Here is a 15,478-nt window from a genome sequence, read left to right as displayed (position 1 = left end):
TTTATGTGCAGTTGATACCCAGTCGATAAGCAGTTGATACATAGCGGCTAAAACGCCGGCAGAACATGGGTCAGGGAAGAAAATGTTGAACAGAGTGCTTGTATTATCGGCCTTGGCGTTTGTGCCGTTCCAACTCTGCGCCGAAGTGTACCAGTGGACCGATGCCGAGGGGCGTGTTCATTTCGGAGATCGGCCACCGCAGGAGGCGAAGGCTCGGGAATTGCGTATCCAGCAGCCCCGGAAGCTGAATTCCGATGGCGAGGATCACGCGGCCCGCATGGAGCAACTCGACAACTTCTTCCAGCGCCGCCAGGAAGAGCGGGAGAAAGAAGCGCAGGCACTGGCGGAACAGAAAACCCGCGAAGCCGAGCGCCAACAGGCGTGCCAGCAGATGCTCGCCGAGCTTAAGCACATGGAGCGGGTTTCCCTCTTCTATGAGCTGAATGAAGAGGGGGAGAGAGTGTTTCTCGACGACGAAACCGGGGACCGCGTCCGGCGTGAGTACCGCGAGAAGTACGAGAAGCATTGCGGTTAGCAAATCGTTCCGATGAGAGAACGGAATGACCCAGCCGTATCGATCCGGCTGGGTCCCGACGAACGGCCCGATCAGGATTCCGGAAACGCTGTCCAACCCTCCAGCCAGCTCTTATCCGCAATCGGGTTGATGGCGCCCTGGTAAATGGCGGATTCGTCGAAGAACTCGCTCTGCGGTGGCGCCACCGCCTGCATCTGGCGTGAAGTCATGATCGGCTGGAAGTTGGGCGAGCTGACGTTTCGTGCGGCAGCCAGCATCGCACTTTCCACCCGGAAATTATTATTGTTCTGCGACGAGCGGATCCAGGCCTTCTCGTCGAAGCCGTAGTCGTCATTGGTATCGCCCTGCTCATCGGCGCTCTGGCCCAGGTTGCCGGTGCTGGCGACGATGTTGCCTGAAAACTCCAGGGTGCCCGCTCCGATCAGTGCCGAGACTTCATCACGCAGATCGATGGCCTCGATGCCGTAGCTGTCGATGATCATGTTGTGGAAGTGGCCGCCGGAACCCTCACGAACCACCATGCCCCGGTGCTTCTTGGCAGACAGACCGCCGCCTACCATCGTGACGTTGTAGAAGGTGGGCTCGGAACGCGGACGCGCATTGTGATCGTCGCCGTTGTTGTCGCCTTCGAAACCATTGTCGCCATCATCCGGATGGTGCTGGATCACGGCAAACTGGACGCGTCCGGTCCAGCCCCAGTCCCAGTCCAGGCCGTCGTCGCCGGCACCGGTGATAACGATGTTCTTCAGGTCTACCTGACCACCGAACATCTCGATACCGTCGTCCAGGGCGCGGTGCACCTGGACATTCTCGATAATCGTATTTTGGCCGCAACCGGCCAGTGTCAGGCCATTGAGTTCATTGTCCTTGTAGACTTCGAAACCGGCGAATTCGATGCGAGTGAACTGCATCACGCCGCAGCTGTCCTGACGGTCTGTGCCACCGAATTGACCGCGGGCGTCGCCTTCCGGTACGCCTTCGATAGCCGCATTGGGCTGGTTGACCGGGGCCTTGCCTAGCAGGGCGACGCCGCCCCAGTCGCCACGCTTGCGCTGACCTTCGTTCTGGGCGCTGGTGAAGATAACGGGGCTGTCTGCACTACCGCGGGAAAAAAGCTTGCTGTCGCGGGTGACGATCAATGCCGAGCCTCGCTCGCCCTGGATCGTGACACCATTCTCGATGGTAAGGCTGGCGCCGTGTTCGACGTAGATGGTCTTTTCCAGTACGTAGGTCTTGCCAGCCTCCCAGGTGGTGTCGGCTACGATGTCCTGACCGATCCGCACGGTCTTGTTCTCGAACGCCGTAAAACCAACGATGACGGCCGCCGCAGTCACGACCGGGAATGCCCAGGCGGCGGTTTTGAAACCGCGGCTGCGAGGCGACCTGGGCTGCTTTTCTCGGGGCTCGTAACGCTGGCTCCGGGGCTTTGCCATCAGCGGTTCGCCGTTATCCGCCTCGCGGATTTCCTTCACCAGTGCCTTGAGTTCATCGGAACCGCCGGCTTCGATCCGGCTGAGGATGTCCTCACGGTACTCGACATCCCGCAACAGGTTGTTCAGGTGGATGAACTGGACACCAGGACACTGTCCCTGGTCGGCACCCCGTTTGAGGCGCCAGAGCATTTCGACGAGAAGAGAAGCGTTCGCAGACATTATCAGAGCCCTTATCGATTATTGAGCCCTGCAACAACAGAAACCGACCTTCGCCGGACAAGCGTTCCCGGTACGAGGGCGCAGTATCTTGTTAAGAAAGGGCTTTTAGGGAATAGACATTCCTGAAAAGGGCATTGAAGCGAAGGCAGATGACCAAACGGTTACAGTGTGATTTCCCTCACAAAAATTTACGTTCTTGCCGTATTTGGATACATGTCACCCGGCGCCGCCGAGGCCTCAATCGGTCGCGTGTTCCTCGAGGTAGCGCTCGATATCGAAGATATGGACATCCACGGCGGAGAGTTCGCGCAGGGATTCGGCGAGGCGCACCAGGTATTCCCGGTTGGGACCGCTCGGGCCGGTTGCCGAGGCGATCTGCAGGGCTATATCGCGCTCATGGGCGGGACCGAGGAAGGCCGTATTCTCTGGCGTGGCAATATAGACGAGTCCTTCAGTCTCATCGCCGTCGTCAAAGGTAAGGGTGGTGCTGAATCGGAGATAGCCATTCTTCTCCCGGATATCCAGGTGGTCGAACACATCCGGTGAGATCAGGTAGCCCATCCCGCGGCACAGGGCGCCGGGGTTCTCGATCAGCGTGACCACCCGTCCGGGTGCTTCGACCGTTCCGCGGTGGTCGTGGGACCCTTGCCAGAAACGCCGCTCCCAATTGCGGATGGAGGCGGGCTTGCGCTCCAGGTAAGGGAAGTCCGCTTTGAAAATTAGCGAGCCATAGCCGAACAGCCATACGGATTCGCGACCGTCGAAGCGATGGCGTTGGCGGTTGATATCGATCGTATTTGCAGACACGGGTATTTGCCGACTTGGACGAGAATGGTTGAATGATCTTCCTCCGTATCAAGCATAACATTGAGGGGATGGGGAAAGAATGGGCGGCCCTGTACCCGCGGTTTGGGGAGTCGAAACCTACTGGATGTCGTGTGTGCTGCCGGATTTCGAGACACGTCCTTCGCTATTCAACGCCGAACCCACCGTGACTGTCTCGATATCGAACTCGCAGCGTATGGCCAGCCGCTGCCGATCGTAGTTTACAGATAGGTGGGCTGGGCCTGAGGGAAGGGTGTCGACGATAGCCTTGATATCGCCACGTTGGCGTAAGGCTGCCAGGCCGGCGTTGAATTGCTCCATACGGCGGCCATTGCCAGCCACACGACGGGAGAGCAGCAGGTGGAGGTTGGCCGAGTGAACCACCCGGGGGTGTATCGCCAGGCTTTCAGTTTGTTCCGGGCTGAACTGCCGGGCCAACAGGTCCCGGCCGACGATGGGATCCATGGGAAACAGGTCAATACGGCCGGCCAGCAGTTTGCGGAAATTGATCTCGTCCGAGGTGGCTACCTCAAGCTTGGCGAGGCCGCTTTCCTTGACCTTTTGGATTACGTCGCCGTAGACATAGTTCTGGGTCAGTCCGATCCTCAGGCCTTTGAGGTCGTTGGCCGTTTGCCAGTTGAAGGCCCGACCCTGGCGGTAGAAGAAGACATAGTCGAACGGTAGCAAGGCGTCGCTGAAATAAAACTCCCTGAAGCGCTCCCGGCTACAGGACCAGGCAGCCGAGCCGTCCCATTGTCCATCGCGGGCGAGTACGTAGGAACGGGACCAGGGAAAGAAGCCCCAGAGGACTGAAAGATCGCTCTCGGCAAAAGCCGCCTCGACAATCTGGCTGACGATGCCATAGGGCGGGTCGGGCTCGAGGTAGGGCCCCCAATCCCCATTGGTCAGGCGCACCGGCCCGCTTGCAAAGGCAAGACTGGCGGCGGCCAACAGAAGTAGCCCGATCAGACACGCCCCGGCACTGGGGCCAGTTCGATGGCTCATGCGTGGTTATTGCATCCCTGCAGCCATTTAAAGGTTGAACAGCCAAACGTCGATTAGGCTAACAGCAGATCAGGGGTGACGCACCTGGCGGCGTGCCATCCTTACATTATTTAACGTTTCGCGGCTCACACTTTGCCGTCGAGGGATTCGAACTCGCAGTCGGCGGGCGCCGGCTCATCCTCGTAGAGCTCTATCGGATAGGGGATATCGCTGGCGGCGTCGTCGAGAATCGCGTCGATGCGGCCACGTTGGCGGATAGCTGCCAGGCCCTGGTTGAAACGTTCCATGCGCACAGCGTTGCCGGGCACCCGCTTCGAGAGCATCAGGTGCAATTGGGTCGCATAGACGACCCGCGGATGGACCGCCAGCTTTTCCACATCCTGCGGTGAGAAATGACGGGCCAACAGGCGGCGCCCGACCACAACATCGATTGGGAACAGGTCGATCCGGCCGGCCAGTAGCTTGCGGAAATTGATCTCGTCAGAGGTCGCAACTTCCACCTTGATCAGGCTATCAGCGATTGCCTTCTGCAGGGCTTTTCCAGTCGAAGGCTCGTTCACGCCGGTAGAAGAAGGCGAGCTTGACGGGAATGATGGGGTCGCTGAAGTAGAAATAGGGTGCCCGCTCGGCCGTACAAGCCCAGGCTGCGGAGCCATCCCAGATGCCCTTTTGCGCGAGGGCGTACGACCGTGCCCACGGGAAGAATCCCCAGTGTACGGCCGTATCTGATTCCGCAAAGGCTTCTTCGATAATCTCGGCGATGATGCCATGCGGTGCTTCGCGCTTGAGATAGGGTGCCCAGTCGCCGTTGGTCAGGCGGACAGTTCCGGTTGCCATAACCGGGCTGAAGAACAGGGTTAGACTGGCCATCAGGGTCAGGCCCAGCAGGGTGCGAAGTGGTGTGGCTTTGCACAGAACCCGACGGTGCGGCATCAATGAATGCATAGGAAAGAACGTAACTCACGGTTAGCGTCCCTGGTAGCCTCGATGATGCATCCTGCCTTATTTAAGCTAGCAGGTGCGGCGCGGATTGGCACTGTAGCTTTTTAAATGATTGCACTGTTTAACGATTTTAGTGTTGATGGGTAGCGATGTGCTTGCTTCCCGAGCAGGGCGGTTGGCGGTATGCTCAATATCGGTACAACCGTGAGTGAACCGCTATGGGCGATATCCTTCCCTTCAAACGACCGGAAAAGAAGAAACCCCGCAAGGGGCTTTGTCAACATGACGTCCACAAGTGGGTGGTCTGCAAGGACAAGGAGTTCGACGTCAAAGCTGGCAAGCTGGTGACTGTTTATCGGTGCGAGCGCTGTGGCAAGCAGAAGGTCAAGTCACATTAGATCGGTGTCTCCGGCTATGCGGCTTTTTTTTATCCCGGCGCCGTTCAGTCTTCCCCTCTACGTTATCGGACGTCAGCCGGTGCGGCAGACACTGCTTCTGGTTGGCAAACACAGAGCCGTTTCGTGACACTTGATCATTTTTACCGGCGGCATAGACTTGAGGGACACCACCACAAGAATAACTAAAGGTTCTTCCGTGCATTTGCTGACCGGCTTCGGCCTCGGTTGCCTGTGTCTGCTGAGCGTCGTGATCCTGCGCGATTTCCGGCATTCTTGGATCGGCCGTGTCTTCCTGCTCATTGTCCTCACGTCCGTCGCGTTCCTGCTCGATCCGCTGGTCGATCCCCAATGGCGTTGGATTACCTCGGATATCCAGACCGCATTGCCGGGGCTTTTCTGGCTACTGTGCGAGCTCACCTTCGCCCGTCGGCCAAAACTGATAAGCATCTGGGGGGCAATGGCGGTCTATAGCTTTATTGCGCCTGCCGTCGCACGGCCATTCGTGGGCCCTGACGACCCGTTCGCCCCAGGCGTTTTCCTGGGTTGGAGCCTGGGACGCTACTTCGAATATGCCATCATGCTACGGGGCTTCTGGCATGTGGTGTCCCACTGGCGGGATGATCTGGTGGAGGCACGCCGCCGGGCGCGGTTGTTCATCCTGTTAGTGGTGGGTGGTGCCGTGGGCTGGGCAGCGGTGACGCTCAATATGGGGTGGTCCGATGAGCTTATGCCAGGGCTCGTTACGGCAATCGCAGCCTTTCTTGCGGCGTCTTTCCTGATCCAGGGGCGCCAGGGAGTGCTGGAGGTGACCGAGGCGGAAAGCATGCCTGCAGCCAATCCGCCTTCCCGGCCCTGTGTCGAGCAGGGCGCCGATGCCCTGCAGCTGGCGCGGACCATGGAGCAGGGGTACTACCGCACTGAGCGACTAACCCTGGCCATGCTCTCTCAGGCAACGGAGATTCCGGAATACCGCCTGCGACGGGTCATCAACCAGACCCTCGGTTACCGCAACTTCAACGACTACATCAACCAGTTGCGCATCGCCGATGCCTCCCGCCGTCTGCTGCGCGAGCCGGAAACGCCTATCCTCAATATTTCCCTCGATGTGGGTTACCGCACCCTCAGCTCATTTAACCGGGCGTTCAGGGAAATCACTGCTATGACCCCGACCGAGTACCGGCAGGCGGGCGGCAAGGTACCCGCAGACAACTGATCAGATCCTGGAATTTCATCTTTTGCACATCGATTCCAGGGTTCCGGCATAGGCCTTATAGCGCCTGCCTCCCAAGGGATTTCAGGAATTGCACAGTGGCTTGAGGGATCTGCATGCTGCTTTCGCTCGCGGCTTCCCTGACCGCTTCCTAAGTTGGACATATCCGGACCCCCGGTATAACCACAAGAACAGGGAGTGGATAACAATGATAAGAGAGAAAGCGTTTCAAGCCGGTATGGCATTCAGTGCGTTGCTTCTGGTCGTGAGTCTGGCTGGCTGCGGCGGCAGCTCCGATAGCGACGACGATCCAGACACTTCATCCCAGTTTCCCATCGGGGCGATCATGCTGGCCTCGGATAACCTGACCCAGAATGCCAAGGAAGCCTTCATCAACGCCGAATCCGGCGCGGTGATCGTGTTCCCCGAAGGTCGCTTCGATATGGCTGATACCCTGACCTTCGACGCGGATTCCGATGGTGACGGCACGCCGGTGAACAACATCACCATCATGGGCTACGGCATGGACAAGACGATCCTCGACTTCTCCGGCTCGGCGGGTGGTGACGGCATTTTCGTCCAGAACGGCAGCAATATCACCATCAAGGACATCGGTGTCTACGAGGCCGCGAACAATGCCATCAAGCTCAAGGACACCGACGGCATCCATATTCAGTCCGTCGCCACGGTATGGGAGGGCGAATTGGACGAAAACAACGGTGCCTACGGCCTCTACCCAGTGGAGTGCCAGAACATCCTGATCGAGGATTCCTACGTGCGCGGCTCAGCGGACGCCGGGGTCTACGTGGGGCAGTCCAGCAACATCGTCGTGCGGCGTAACGAGGCGGTAGAGAACGTCGCAGGTATCGAAATCGAGAACTCCACCAACGCCGATGTCTACGACAATGTTGCCACCGGTAACACGGGCGGGATCCTGGTGTTCGACCTACCGATCGGCAACGGGCTGTATGGCTCCACGGTGCGGGTCTTCGACAATGAAGTCACCGACAACAACACCGAGAACTTTGCCAACGCCAGTGCCAATCCCGCGGGGGTGCATATCGTGCCGCCGGGCACCGGTGTGATCGTGCTGTCGACCAGCGATGTGGAGATCTACAACAACACCATCAGCGGTCATAAAACGACTTCGGTGGCGATCAGTTCCTACTACCTCGCGGATGATCAGCTCAGTTATGCAAATCCGACCTATGCGCCGGTGATCGATGACGGTTGGAAGCCTGTACCCCGCAATATCCACGTCCATGACAACGCCATTTCGGAATCCAGTACTGCACCTGAGGGGGCGTTTATTCAAGACATCATCAACGGCTATTTGGTGACCCATAGCGCCTTTCCCGCCGTGCTTTACGACGGTCTGGGCGAGTTGCTGGCCAACGCCGGTGTAGATCCGAATACGACCGGAGCACCTTTCGGCCCGGCGGACATGATCTGCGCGGAGAGCAATGGAAACGTGAGCTATGGCCAGGTCTATGGCACCGATCCCACTGATCCGACCAACTTCGGCGGCTCGATGACACCCCAGCCACGGCTGTTCTTCGAGGCCACGCAGAGCAGTCTGCTGAGTTGTGGCACGCCCTTAGCCCGGTTACCGGCCTCCTCCGCCACGATCAATGGCACGGCCTACGGTTGTGGTTCGAGCGAAACCGGTGATCCCAGCGCGGCGTCCTGCGCGCTTTGATTTTCCCCGCATCAACATGCCTCCGCTGCCAATCCAGCGGAGGCGGCCGAGGAGTCGAATTCCATGATTTTTAACAAGACCGGTCGAAGTGCATTGGGTGTGTTGGGTTGCACATTGCTGTTGGCGGCCTGTGGCGGTGGCGGCGGTTCAGGTGACGACGACACCGCTGAACCGACCAGTCCTTCAAAGGAAAGCGGCGTTTGCGGCGAGCTGGGCGGCGCTATCAACCAGGCCGCGCTCAATACGGCGGACTGTAAGTACCTCAGCAGCTACCGTCTGTTTGCCGATGCGGAAGACCCCACGGCGAACCCAAACGCCACGGGTATCCCTTACGACCTGACTACGCCGCTGTTTACAGATTATTCCAGCAAGTATCGCTTCGTCTTCATGCCGGAGGGCTCGCAGGCGACATACAGCGCTAACGAGGCGTTCGAGTTCCCGGTGGGGACGGTGATCAGCAAGACTTTCTCGATCCCGGCGGATACGGCCTTCCGCGGACCGGAGAACGAAACCCTGGTCGAAACCCGTCTGCTGATTCATCGCGAGAGCGGCTGGGTGGCCTTACCTTATATCTGGAATGACGATTTTACCGATGCCGAGTTGCAGGTGGCCGGTGGTACGGTGAACGTTTCCACTGTGCATAACGGCAGCCAGATCGACCTGGCCTACCAGGTGCCGGACAAGAACCAGTGCAAGCAATGCCATCAATATAACGATGGAGCCACCAACGGTATCGTGCCGATCGGTCCCAAAGCACGATTGCTGAACCGGAACCTCGACTACACCTCGGGGGCCGAAAACCAGCTTGCGCATTGGCAGCAAGCCGGCATCCTGAAGGGCGTGCCGGCGGATCTGAATACCATCGATACGATTCCCGCCTACAACGACATTGACGCGACCTTGCTAGCGGGTAAGTCCGATACGGAGTTGATGGCGCTGGCCAAGGGCTACATGGATGTCAATTGCGCCCATTGCCACCGGCCGGAAGGGGGTGCCAGCAATACCGGTCTGCACCTGGAGTACTGGCGCGACTATGCCAGCGAACCAACCAAGCACGGCGTTTGCAAGAAACCGGTGGCCTACGGCGGCGGTAGCCTGAGCTATGATGTGGTGCCGGGCGATGCGGCCACTTCGATTCTGCATTTCCGAATGGCCAGTAACGAGCCGGGGGACAAGATGCCCGAGATCGGGCGCACGATTGTCCATGACGAAGGGTTGGCACTGATCGAAGCCTGGATTAACAGCCTCGATTCGCTGTCCTGTCCTGCGCCTTGATGGAGGCTCGGGGAGGCTTTATGCCTCCCCTGTCACCTCTCCAGCACCATGAGAGCCTGGCCAGCGTCGATTTGTTGTCCTTCGGAGCGACTGATCGCCAGAATCTTCCCCGCAACCGGGGCCGCAACCTCGATTTCCATCTTCATGGATTCCAGGATGGCGACGGTCTGGCCTTCTTCGACGGTGTCTCCCTCCGCCACCGACAGCTGCCAGAGACTGCCCGCGACCGGTGACTCAACCGGGATGCCATCCGGTAACCCATCGCCCTCATGCTCGGCGAGATCCTGCTGGGATTCGAAGTTGATCTGACCGCTGGCGACCCAGCGTTCCAGCTCTTCGTCGAATGCCGCATTGCGCTGTGTCGTGAAGGTTTCGATATCGTTTGCGTTCTTTTCGAGGAACGCCTGGTAGTCGTTGAGGCTGAAGGTGGTTTCCTCGACTTTCAGCGGGTAGTCGCCCTTGGGAAAATCCCGGCGGATCTGCACGAGTTCGTCTGCGCTGACTTCGTAGAAGCGAATCTGGTCGAAGAACCGCAGCAGGTATGGCTCTTCGAACGCCGCGGTCTTGCGGTAACGGTTCCACATCTGCAATGTGCGCCCGACAAACTGGTAACCGCCGGGACCTTCCATGCCATAGACGCACAGGTAGGAACCGCCGATGCCCACGGAATTCTCTGCCGTCCAGGTCCGGGCCGGATTGTACTTGGTGGTCACCAGCCGGTGCCGGGGGTCGTAAGGCGTGGCGACCGGCGCGCCGAGGTAGACATCCCCCAGACCCATCACAACATAGCTGGCCTCGAACAGGACGCGCTTGACCTCATCGATACTGTCGAGCCCGTTGATGCGGCGAATGAATTCGATATTGCTCGGGCACCAGGGCGCGTCCTTGCGCACCGACTGCATGTACTTCTCGATCGCCAGTCGACACGCCTCGTCGTCCCAGGACAGAGGCAGGTGAACGATACGGGACGGCACTTCCAGGTCTTTCTGTTGCTGCAGATGTTCTTCCGCTGCTTCCAGCAGGTCCAGTAGTTGCGTTCTGGGAAGTACCATCGGATCGAAATGGACCTGGAGCGAGCGGATGCCCGGGGTCAGTTCGAGGATGCCGTCCAGTTTCTGGTCTTCCAGCCAGAGCATCAGGGTATGGGCTCGGAAGCGAAGCCGCAGGTCCAGTTCCAGCGGGCCGTACTCGATCAGCAGGTATCGGTCGCCGGCCGGTCGATAGACGACCTCGACACCGGCCTGCTCGCCACTGAGTCTTTTTAGAACGGGGGTGTCGGGCCGGAACGTATCCACCGTGCGATCTGAAACCGTGAATTCGGCCACGCCCCTGTCCTGGGCCAGTGCCAGTGTGTCGGCCTCCTCGAGGCTGACGGGCTGGAAGCGAATGAGATCGCCGGCCTTGAGCTGGCCCAGTTTCCACAGGTCGGCTTTGATCGTAGTGACAGGGCATACGAAGCCGCCCAGTGACGGTCCGTCCGGGCCCAGGATAACAGGCATGTCGCCAGTAAAATCCACGGTGCCGACGGCGTAGGCGTTGTCGTGAATGTTGGAGGGGTGCATGCCGGCCTCGCCGCCATCCCGGCGGGCCCATTGCGGCTTGGGCCCGACCAGGCGAATACCGGTCCGACTGGAGTTGTAGTGCACCTGCCAGTCGGTGCCGAAGAAGGTCTCTATGTCCTCTTCGGTGAAGAAATCCGGAGCGCCGTGGGGACCATAGGTCACCCTCAGGGTCCAGTGATCGCTTAAAGCCGGACGGATGGACTGGGGCAGGGCGGTTTCGTTGCCCACGGTCATTCCGGACTTGATATGGAGCACGTCCCCGGACCGTAGCGCTCGGCCACCATGCCCGCCAAATTGGCCCAGGGTAAAGGTGCTGCGCGAGCCCAGGTAAGGCTCACACTGGATGCCGCCGGCAATAGCGAGATAGGCCCGGGCACCCTGTCCCCGTACCTTACCCAGTTTGAGCGTTTGACCAGCGTTGACCGATAGCGGACGGAAGCGGGCTGCGGGTTCGCCATCTAGGGTGGCATCCATATCGGCGCCGGTCAGCGCGATTACTGTGGGCGTGTTGAACCGCAATATCGGACCGTTGAGGGTCAGTTCTAGACCTGCAGCGGTGTCGTCGTTGCCCAGGAGGCGGTTGGCCAGGCGGAAACTGAGGCTATCGAATGGCCCCGAAGGTGGTACGCCCACCGGCCAGTAACCGGTGCGACCCGGGTAGTCCTGCACCGTGGTCAGGGTTCCCGCCGAGAGCACATCGAAGGTCGTTGGCTGGAAGCGGAAATCGTTGAGGTAACGGGTGGTCATCCGGCCTTCGGCAAAGACCGGGTCCGCGAGGATATCCCTGACGTAATCCCGGTTGGTCTCGATGCCCTCGATCACCGTTCCGGCGAGGGCATCGTCCAGCGCGTGCAGCGCACGTTCGCGATCCTGCTGGTGAACGATCACTTTCGCCAGCATCGGGTCAAACAAAGGCGGTACTTCGATGCCTGCTTCAATCCAGTGGTCGATCCGGCCGTTCTCTAGGGTTGGAAAGCGAACGGTTGTCAGCAGGCCGGCACAGGGCTGGAAGTCCTTGTTGGCATCCTCGGCATAGAGGCGCACCTGTATAGCATGGCCCTGCGGTACCGTTTCCTTTTCCAGGTCTTCCAGGGCAGGAAGGTCACCCGAAGCCAACTGAAGCATCCACGCCACCAGATCCACGCCGAATACCTGCTCGGTAACCCCATGTTCCACCTGTAAGCGGGTGTTCACTTCCAGGAAGTAGAACGCGTTGGTGGCCTGGTCGACGATAAACTCGACGGTGCCCGCGTTGCGATAGTCGACGGCCGCCATCAATCGCGAGGCGGTGTCGTGCAGGGTGTGACGGACATCGTCGGGGAGGTTCGGCGCCGGGGTTTCCTCGATCACCTTCTGGTGGCGCCGCTGGGCAGAGCAGTCCCGCTCACCGATAGCGATGGCTTCGCCGCGGCCGTCACCGAAAACCTGAACTTCGATATGGCGCGCCTTGTCGATGTACTTTTCGAGAAATACCCCGTCATTCGAGAAGTTGTTGGCGCTCAGACGCTTCACGCTGTCCCAGGCCTGGTGCAGACTGGCGTCGTCGTGGCAGATCTGCATGCCGATGCCGCCGCCGCCGGCTGTGCTCTTGAGCATGACCGGAAAGCCAATCGTGCGGGCAGCTTCCTGTGCCGATGCAACATCGTCCAGCAACCCCGTGCCGGGCAGCAGTGGTACCTGTGCATCTTCGGCCAGTTGCCGGGCGGTGTGCTTGAGACCGAAGTCCCGCATTTGTTGCGCGGTGGGTCCGATAAAGGCAATGCCCGCGGCTTCGCAACGTTCGACGAAGGCCGGGTTCTCGCTGAGGAAACCGTAGCCGGGATGGACCGCGTCGACCTTGGCGTGTTCCATGATCGCCAGCAGCTTGTCCTGATCCAGGTAGGTCTGGCTGGCGTTACCCGGCCCGAGGGAATACGCCTCGTCGGCCTGGCGCACGTGGAGTGAATCGGCATCGACCTCGGCATAGACGGCGACGCTGGTGATGCCGAGGGTTTTCAGGGTCCGGATGATGCGGGTGGCAATGGCCCCGCGGTTGGCAATCAATACCTTGGTGAACATGGTGGTGATCCTGAGCTGACGGGTCGTCCCGTCTTCACGTTCTGTCCGGCAGGGTCGTCCCCGCGGTGATCCTGTCGATGGGCAGGACCGATGTGAGCCTTCGCTTACTGCGACCAGACCGCCACTTCAATGGGCGTCGGGTTATAGCCGTTGCACGGGTTGTTGAGCTGGGGGCAATTGGAAATCAGCACGGTGATGTCCATCTTGGCTTCCAGTTCGACGTATTTGCCGGCCCCGGAGATACCGTCCTCGAACGTCAGCCCGCCTTCGGCGGTGACCGGCACGTTCATGAAAAAATTGATGTTGTGCGTGATATCCCGTTTGCTCAGGCCGAATTCCTCGTGGCGGTTGATCGCCAGCATCCAGCTGTCCCGACAGGAATGCATGCAACGTTTGTCCAGGGCATAGCGGACCGTATTGCTTTCGCTGGCACAGGCGCCGCCCAGGGTGTCGTGCCGACCGCAGGTGTCCGCAACGATTTCAAGCATGGGGTTGCCCCGGTTGGACATGAGCAGGGTCCCGGCGGTGAGATAGACGTTGCCGTTCTCGCGAACCGTATCCACCGCGCTGTAGCGCTCTGCCGGGTCATCGGCGTTGTAGAACAGGGTATCGGCGGCTTGGTTACCCTCGAGGTCGAGGATGCGAAAGGTGTCTCCGGCCCGAATCTTGTGGATGAAGTAATCGCCGGCGGGGATCACCTGCCGGAAATGGGCAGCGAGCATCTGACGTTGGCTTTCACGGATCATTTTTTTGCTCCCTTATGGATTCTGGTACGCCACGGTCGGACTGATGGCCGGGTCCAGGTAGTAAAGCCGGGTGTTCTCCAGGGCGCGGCGGTTTTCCGGGCGGAAGTTCAGGCAGTAGTCGTCTTCGGTCATCGCCGGTCCTGTCAGGAATTCCACCTTGACGGGATGGCGCGGGTAAGCACTTGCGGGATTAAGTGGGTGCGGGCAGGTGTGCATCAGCACCAGCGTGTCCATGTCGAAACGCAGGACGACCTGGGCGCCGGGTTTGGATGCGGACGGGTCATAGGCGAGGTTGCCTGCCTCGTCGGTGTAGACCTTGCTGAAAAGGTTCAGGTTGGCCGCCATGTCCCGCTCTGTCAGGCCATATTTGGCCAGTTCGGTGAGGAAGCTGGCTTCGCCGCTGAGGAACCAGCCATTGCGGAACGCCTGATAGCTGTGCTCGCCGTACTTTTTCAGGCAGGCGTCGGCGCTCAGGTTGCCGCAGACGGTGTCGTGCCAACCAAAGCTGTCCTCGATGACGGAGGCAAAGCAGCGGCCCATATCCGAATAGAGGCAGTTGCCTCGGGTCAGCTTGAAGGTGTGCTGGCCCTTTAGGGTATCCGGCGCGTTATAACGCTCCAGCAGGTTTTCCGGGTTATAGAACAACAGGGCGGCATTGGCACCGCCTTCAAGGTCGGTCAGCCGCAGTCGTGTGCCGCGCCGCATGCGGAAGGACCAGTGATGGCCCCCGGGCATGGTGTAGTCGTAGATCAGCGTTTCACTCATTACGCATCTCCTTGTTTGGGCTAGTCGTTCAGGACCCGGGCGGTGGAGTCCACACGGTCCGCGATGGTGTCCAGGGCTTGGGGCTCGTCACGGCCGACCGGTAGGTCGTAGGTGATGCGCGCTCCATAGGCATTGGGTGCCTGGGGATCGAGACGGTCCTTATCGAACACCCAAAGCCGGGTGCCGAGGTAGAAGCCTTCGTCCAGGTCGTGGGTGATCATGAATACCGTGAGTTGCTGCTCTCGCCAGAGCTTGAGTACCAGCTTGTGCATATCCCGCCGGATACCGGGGTCCAGCGCTCCGAACGGTTCGTCGAGGAGCAGGATGCGCGGCTTTTTCATCAGTGCCTGGGCCAGGGCGAGGCGTTGCTGCATGCCGCCGGACAACTCATGGGGGTATTTATCCAGCGCGTGGCCCAGGCCGACTTCCTCTAGCATCTGGCGGGCCTCGTTCTGCAGCGCCATACGCTGGCGGCCGAAGGTATGACCCAGGAAGCGGCTGGCTTCCAGTTCGCCGGCCAGCATCACATTGCGCAGCGCCGTCAGGTGCGGCAGCACGGAGTAACGCTGGAAGACGATGCCGCGGGTTTCGTCCGGTTCCGCCGCAATGGGTTTGCCATCCAGCAGCAGTTCGCCGCGGGTGGGCGATTCGGTGCCCAGCAGCATCTTGAGGAAAGTGGTCTTGCCGCAGCCGGAAGCACCGACAATGGTGACGAATTCGCCAGTCCTGACGGATGCATTCAATCGCTCGAGCACCACGTCGGGCCCGTATTCCTTCCACAGGTTCTTCAGTTCGATAATGGCCAT

The 15,478-nt window shown here is 59.8% G+C and carries 14 protein-coding genes; 5 read left to right on the top strand and 9 right to left on the bottom strand.

All coding sequences use genetic code 11. From position 1 onward, the window contains the following. Window positions 1-82 precede the first annotated feature (82 nt). Window positions 83-535 (top strand): DUF4124 domain-containing protein, encoded by a 453-nt coding sequence (locus RE428_RS16750; RefSeq protein WP_004583085.1) that lies wholly within the window; start codon window positions 83-85, stop codon window positions 533-535. Window positions 536-606: 71 nt separating this feature from the next. On the opposite strand, the gene RE428_RS16745 is transcribed toward RE428_RS16750, so the two are convergent. From RE428_RS16745 to RE428_RS16725, 5 genes are all read right to left on the bottom strand, one after another. Further along, window positions 607-2,187 (bottom strand): hypothetical protein, encoded by a 1,581-nt coding sequence (locus RE428_RS16745; RefSeq protein ID WP_004583084.1) that lies wholly within the window; start codon window positions 2,185-2,187, stop codon window positions 607-609. 237 nt (window positions 2,188-2,424) lie between these two features. Continuing rightward, the gene (locus tag RE428_RS16740) at window positions 2,425-2,994 is read right to left on the bottom strand and encodes a gamma-glutamylcyclotransferase (protein ID WP_004583083.1); all 570 of its coding nucleotides are present in this window, start codon (window positions 2,992-2,994) and stop codon (window positions 2,425-2,427) included. A gap of 117 nt (window positions 2,995-3,111) precedes the next feature. Beyond that, the gene (locus RE428_RS16735; protein ID WP_004583082.1) at window positions 3,112-4,017 is read right to left on the bottom strand and encodes a substrate-binding periplasmic protein; all 906 of its coding nucleotides are present in this window, start codon (window positions 4,015-4,017) and stop codon (window positions 3,112-3,114) included. Between the two features lie 125 nt (window positions 4,018-4,142). Next, on the bottom strand, window positions 4,143-4,517 hold the full coding sequence (locus RE428_RS16730; RefSeq protein WP_051079884.1) for a type 2 periplasmic-binding domain-containing protein: 375 nt from the start codon (window positions 4,515-4,517) through the stop codon (window positions 4,143-4,145). A 13-nt stretch (window positions 4,518-4,530) separates the two neighbouring features. Then, window positions 4,531-4,962, bottom strand: coding sequence for a type 2 periplasmic-binding domain-containing protein (locus RE428_RS16725; RefSeq protein WP_051079883.1), 432 nt, complete (start codon window positions 4,960-4,962; stop codon window positions 4,531-4,533). Between the two features lie 215 nt (window positions 4,963-5,177). On the opposite strand from RE428_RS16725, the gene RE428_RS16720 reads away from it, so the two are divergent. The 4 genes from RE428_RS16720 to RE428_RS16705 all read left to right on the top strand — a co-directional run bounded on the left by RE428_RS16720 (window position 5,178) and on the right by RE428_RS16705 (window position 9,541). After that, window positions 5,178-5,357: a hypothetical protein gene (locus RE428_RS16720; protein WP_004583081.1), complete on the top strand. Its 180-nt coding sequence runs from the start codon at window positions 5,178-5,180 to the stop codon at window positions 5,355-5,357. Between the two features lie 196 nt (window positions 5,358-5,553). Beyond that, window positions 5,554-6,570: a helix-turn-helix transcriptional regulator gene (locus tag RE428_RS16715; RefSeq protein ID WP_115840366.1), complete on the top strand. Its 1,017-nt coding sequence runs from the start codon at window positions 5,554-5,556 to the stop codon at window positions 6,568-6,570. Window positions 6,571-6,775: 205 nt separating this feature from the next. Then, entirely contained in the window at window positions 6,776-8,266 is a 1,491-nt protein-coding gene (locus tag RE428_RS16710) for a parallel beta-helix domain-containing protein (protein WP_081614668.1), read from the top strand. A 63-nt stretch (window positions 8,267-8,329) separates the two neighbouring features. Then, entirely contained in the window at window positions 8,330-9,541 is a 1,212-nt protein-coding gene (locus RE428_RS16705; protein ID WP_081614667.1) for an SO2930 family diheme c-type cytochrome, read from the top strand. A 32-nt stretch (window positions 9,542-9,573) separates the two neighbouring features. Here RE428_RS16705 and uca read toward each other — a convergent pair whose 3' ends face one another. From uca to RE428_RS16685, 4 genes are all read right to left on the bottom strand, one after another. Further along, on the bottom strand, window positions 9,574-13,161 hold the full coding sequence (uca, locus tag RE428_RS16700; RefSeq protein ID WP_004583079.1) for an urea carboxylase: 3,588 nt from the start codon (window positions 13,159-13,161) through the stop codon (window positions 9,574-9,576). Window positions 13,162-13,265: 104 nt separating this feature from the next. Then, entirely contained in the window at window positions 13,266-13,907 is a 642-nt protein-coding gene (locus RE428_RS16695) for an urea amidolyase associated protein UAAP2 (RefSeq protein ID WP_004583078.1), read from the bottom strand. Window positions 13,908-13,919: 12 nt separating this feature from the next. Next, on the bottom strand, window positions 13,920-14,672 hold the full coding sequence (locus tag RE428_RS16690) for an urea amidolyase associated protein UAAP1 (protein WP_004583077.1): 753 nt from the start codon (window positions 14,670-14,672) through the stop codon (window positions 13,920-13,922). 20 nt (window positions 14,673-14,692) lie between these two features. Next, complete coding sequence (locus tag RE428_RS16685; RefSeq protein ID WP_004583076.1) at window positions 14,693-15,478, bottom strand: ABC transporter ATP-binding protein; 786 nt, start codon at window positions 15,476-15,478, stop codon at window positions 14,693-14,695.

Source organism: Marinobacter nanhaiticus D15-8W, from assembly GCF_036511935.1.
Classification (GTDB): Bacteria; Pseudomonadota; Gammaproteobacteria; order Pseudomonadales; family Oleiphilaceae; genus Marinobacter_A; species Marinobacter_A nanhaiticus.
Note: the sequence above shows the minus strand (reverse complement) of the source record. Positions and strands in the feature narration are given on the sequence as shown.

Excerpts from the sequence above, each read along its gene's own strand:
- RE428_RS16750 (WP_004583085.1), top strand. The coding sequence starts at position 83 with ATGTTGAACAGAGTGCTTGTATTATCGGCCTTGGCGTTTGTGCCGTTC.
- RE428_RS16745 (WP_004583084.1), bottom strand. The coding sequence starts at position 2,187 with ATGTCTGCGAACGCTTCTCTTCTCGTCGAAATGCTCTGGCGCCTCAAA.
- RE428_RS16735 (WP_004583082.1), bottom strand. The coding sequence starts at position 4,017 with ATGAGCCATCGAACTGGCCCCAGTGCCGGGGCGTGTCTGATCGGGCTA.
- RE428_RS16725 (WP_051079883.1), bottom strand. The coding sequence starts at position 4,962 with ATGCATTCATTGATGCCGCACCGTCGGGTTCTGTGCAAAGCCACACCA.
- RE428_RS16720 (WP_004583081.1), top strand. The coding sequence starts at position 5,178 with ATGGGCGATATCCTTCCCTTCAAACGACCGGAAAAGAAGAAACCCCGC.
- RE428_RS16710 (WP_081614668.1), top strand. The coding sequence starts at position 6,776 with ATGATAAGAGAGAAAGCGTTTCAAGCCGGTATGGCATTCAGTGCGTTG.
- RE428_RS16705 (WP_081614667.1), top strand. The coding sequence starts at position 8,330 with ATGATTTTTAACAAGACCGGTCGAAGTGCATTGGGTGTGTTGGGTTGC.
- uca (WP_004583079.1), bottom strand. The coding sequence starts at position 13,161 with ATGTTCACCAAGGTATTGATTGCCAACCGCGGGGCCATTGCCACCCGC.
- RE428_RS16695 (WP_004583078.1), bottom strand. The coding sequence starts at position 13,907 with ATGATCCGTGAAAGCCAACGTCAGATGCTCGCTGCCCATTTCCGGCAG.
- RE428_RS16690 (WP_004583077.1), bottom strand. The coding sequence starts at position 14,672 with ATGAGTGAAACGCTGATCTACGACTACACCATGCCCGGGGGCCATCAC.
- RE428_RS16685 (WP_004583076.1), bottom strand. The coding sequence starts at position 15,478 with ATGGCCATTATCGAACTGAAGAACCTGTGGAAGGAATACGGGCCCGAC.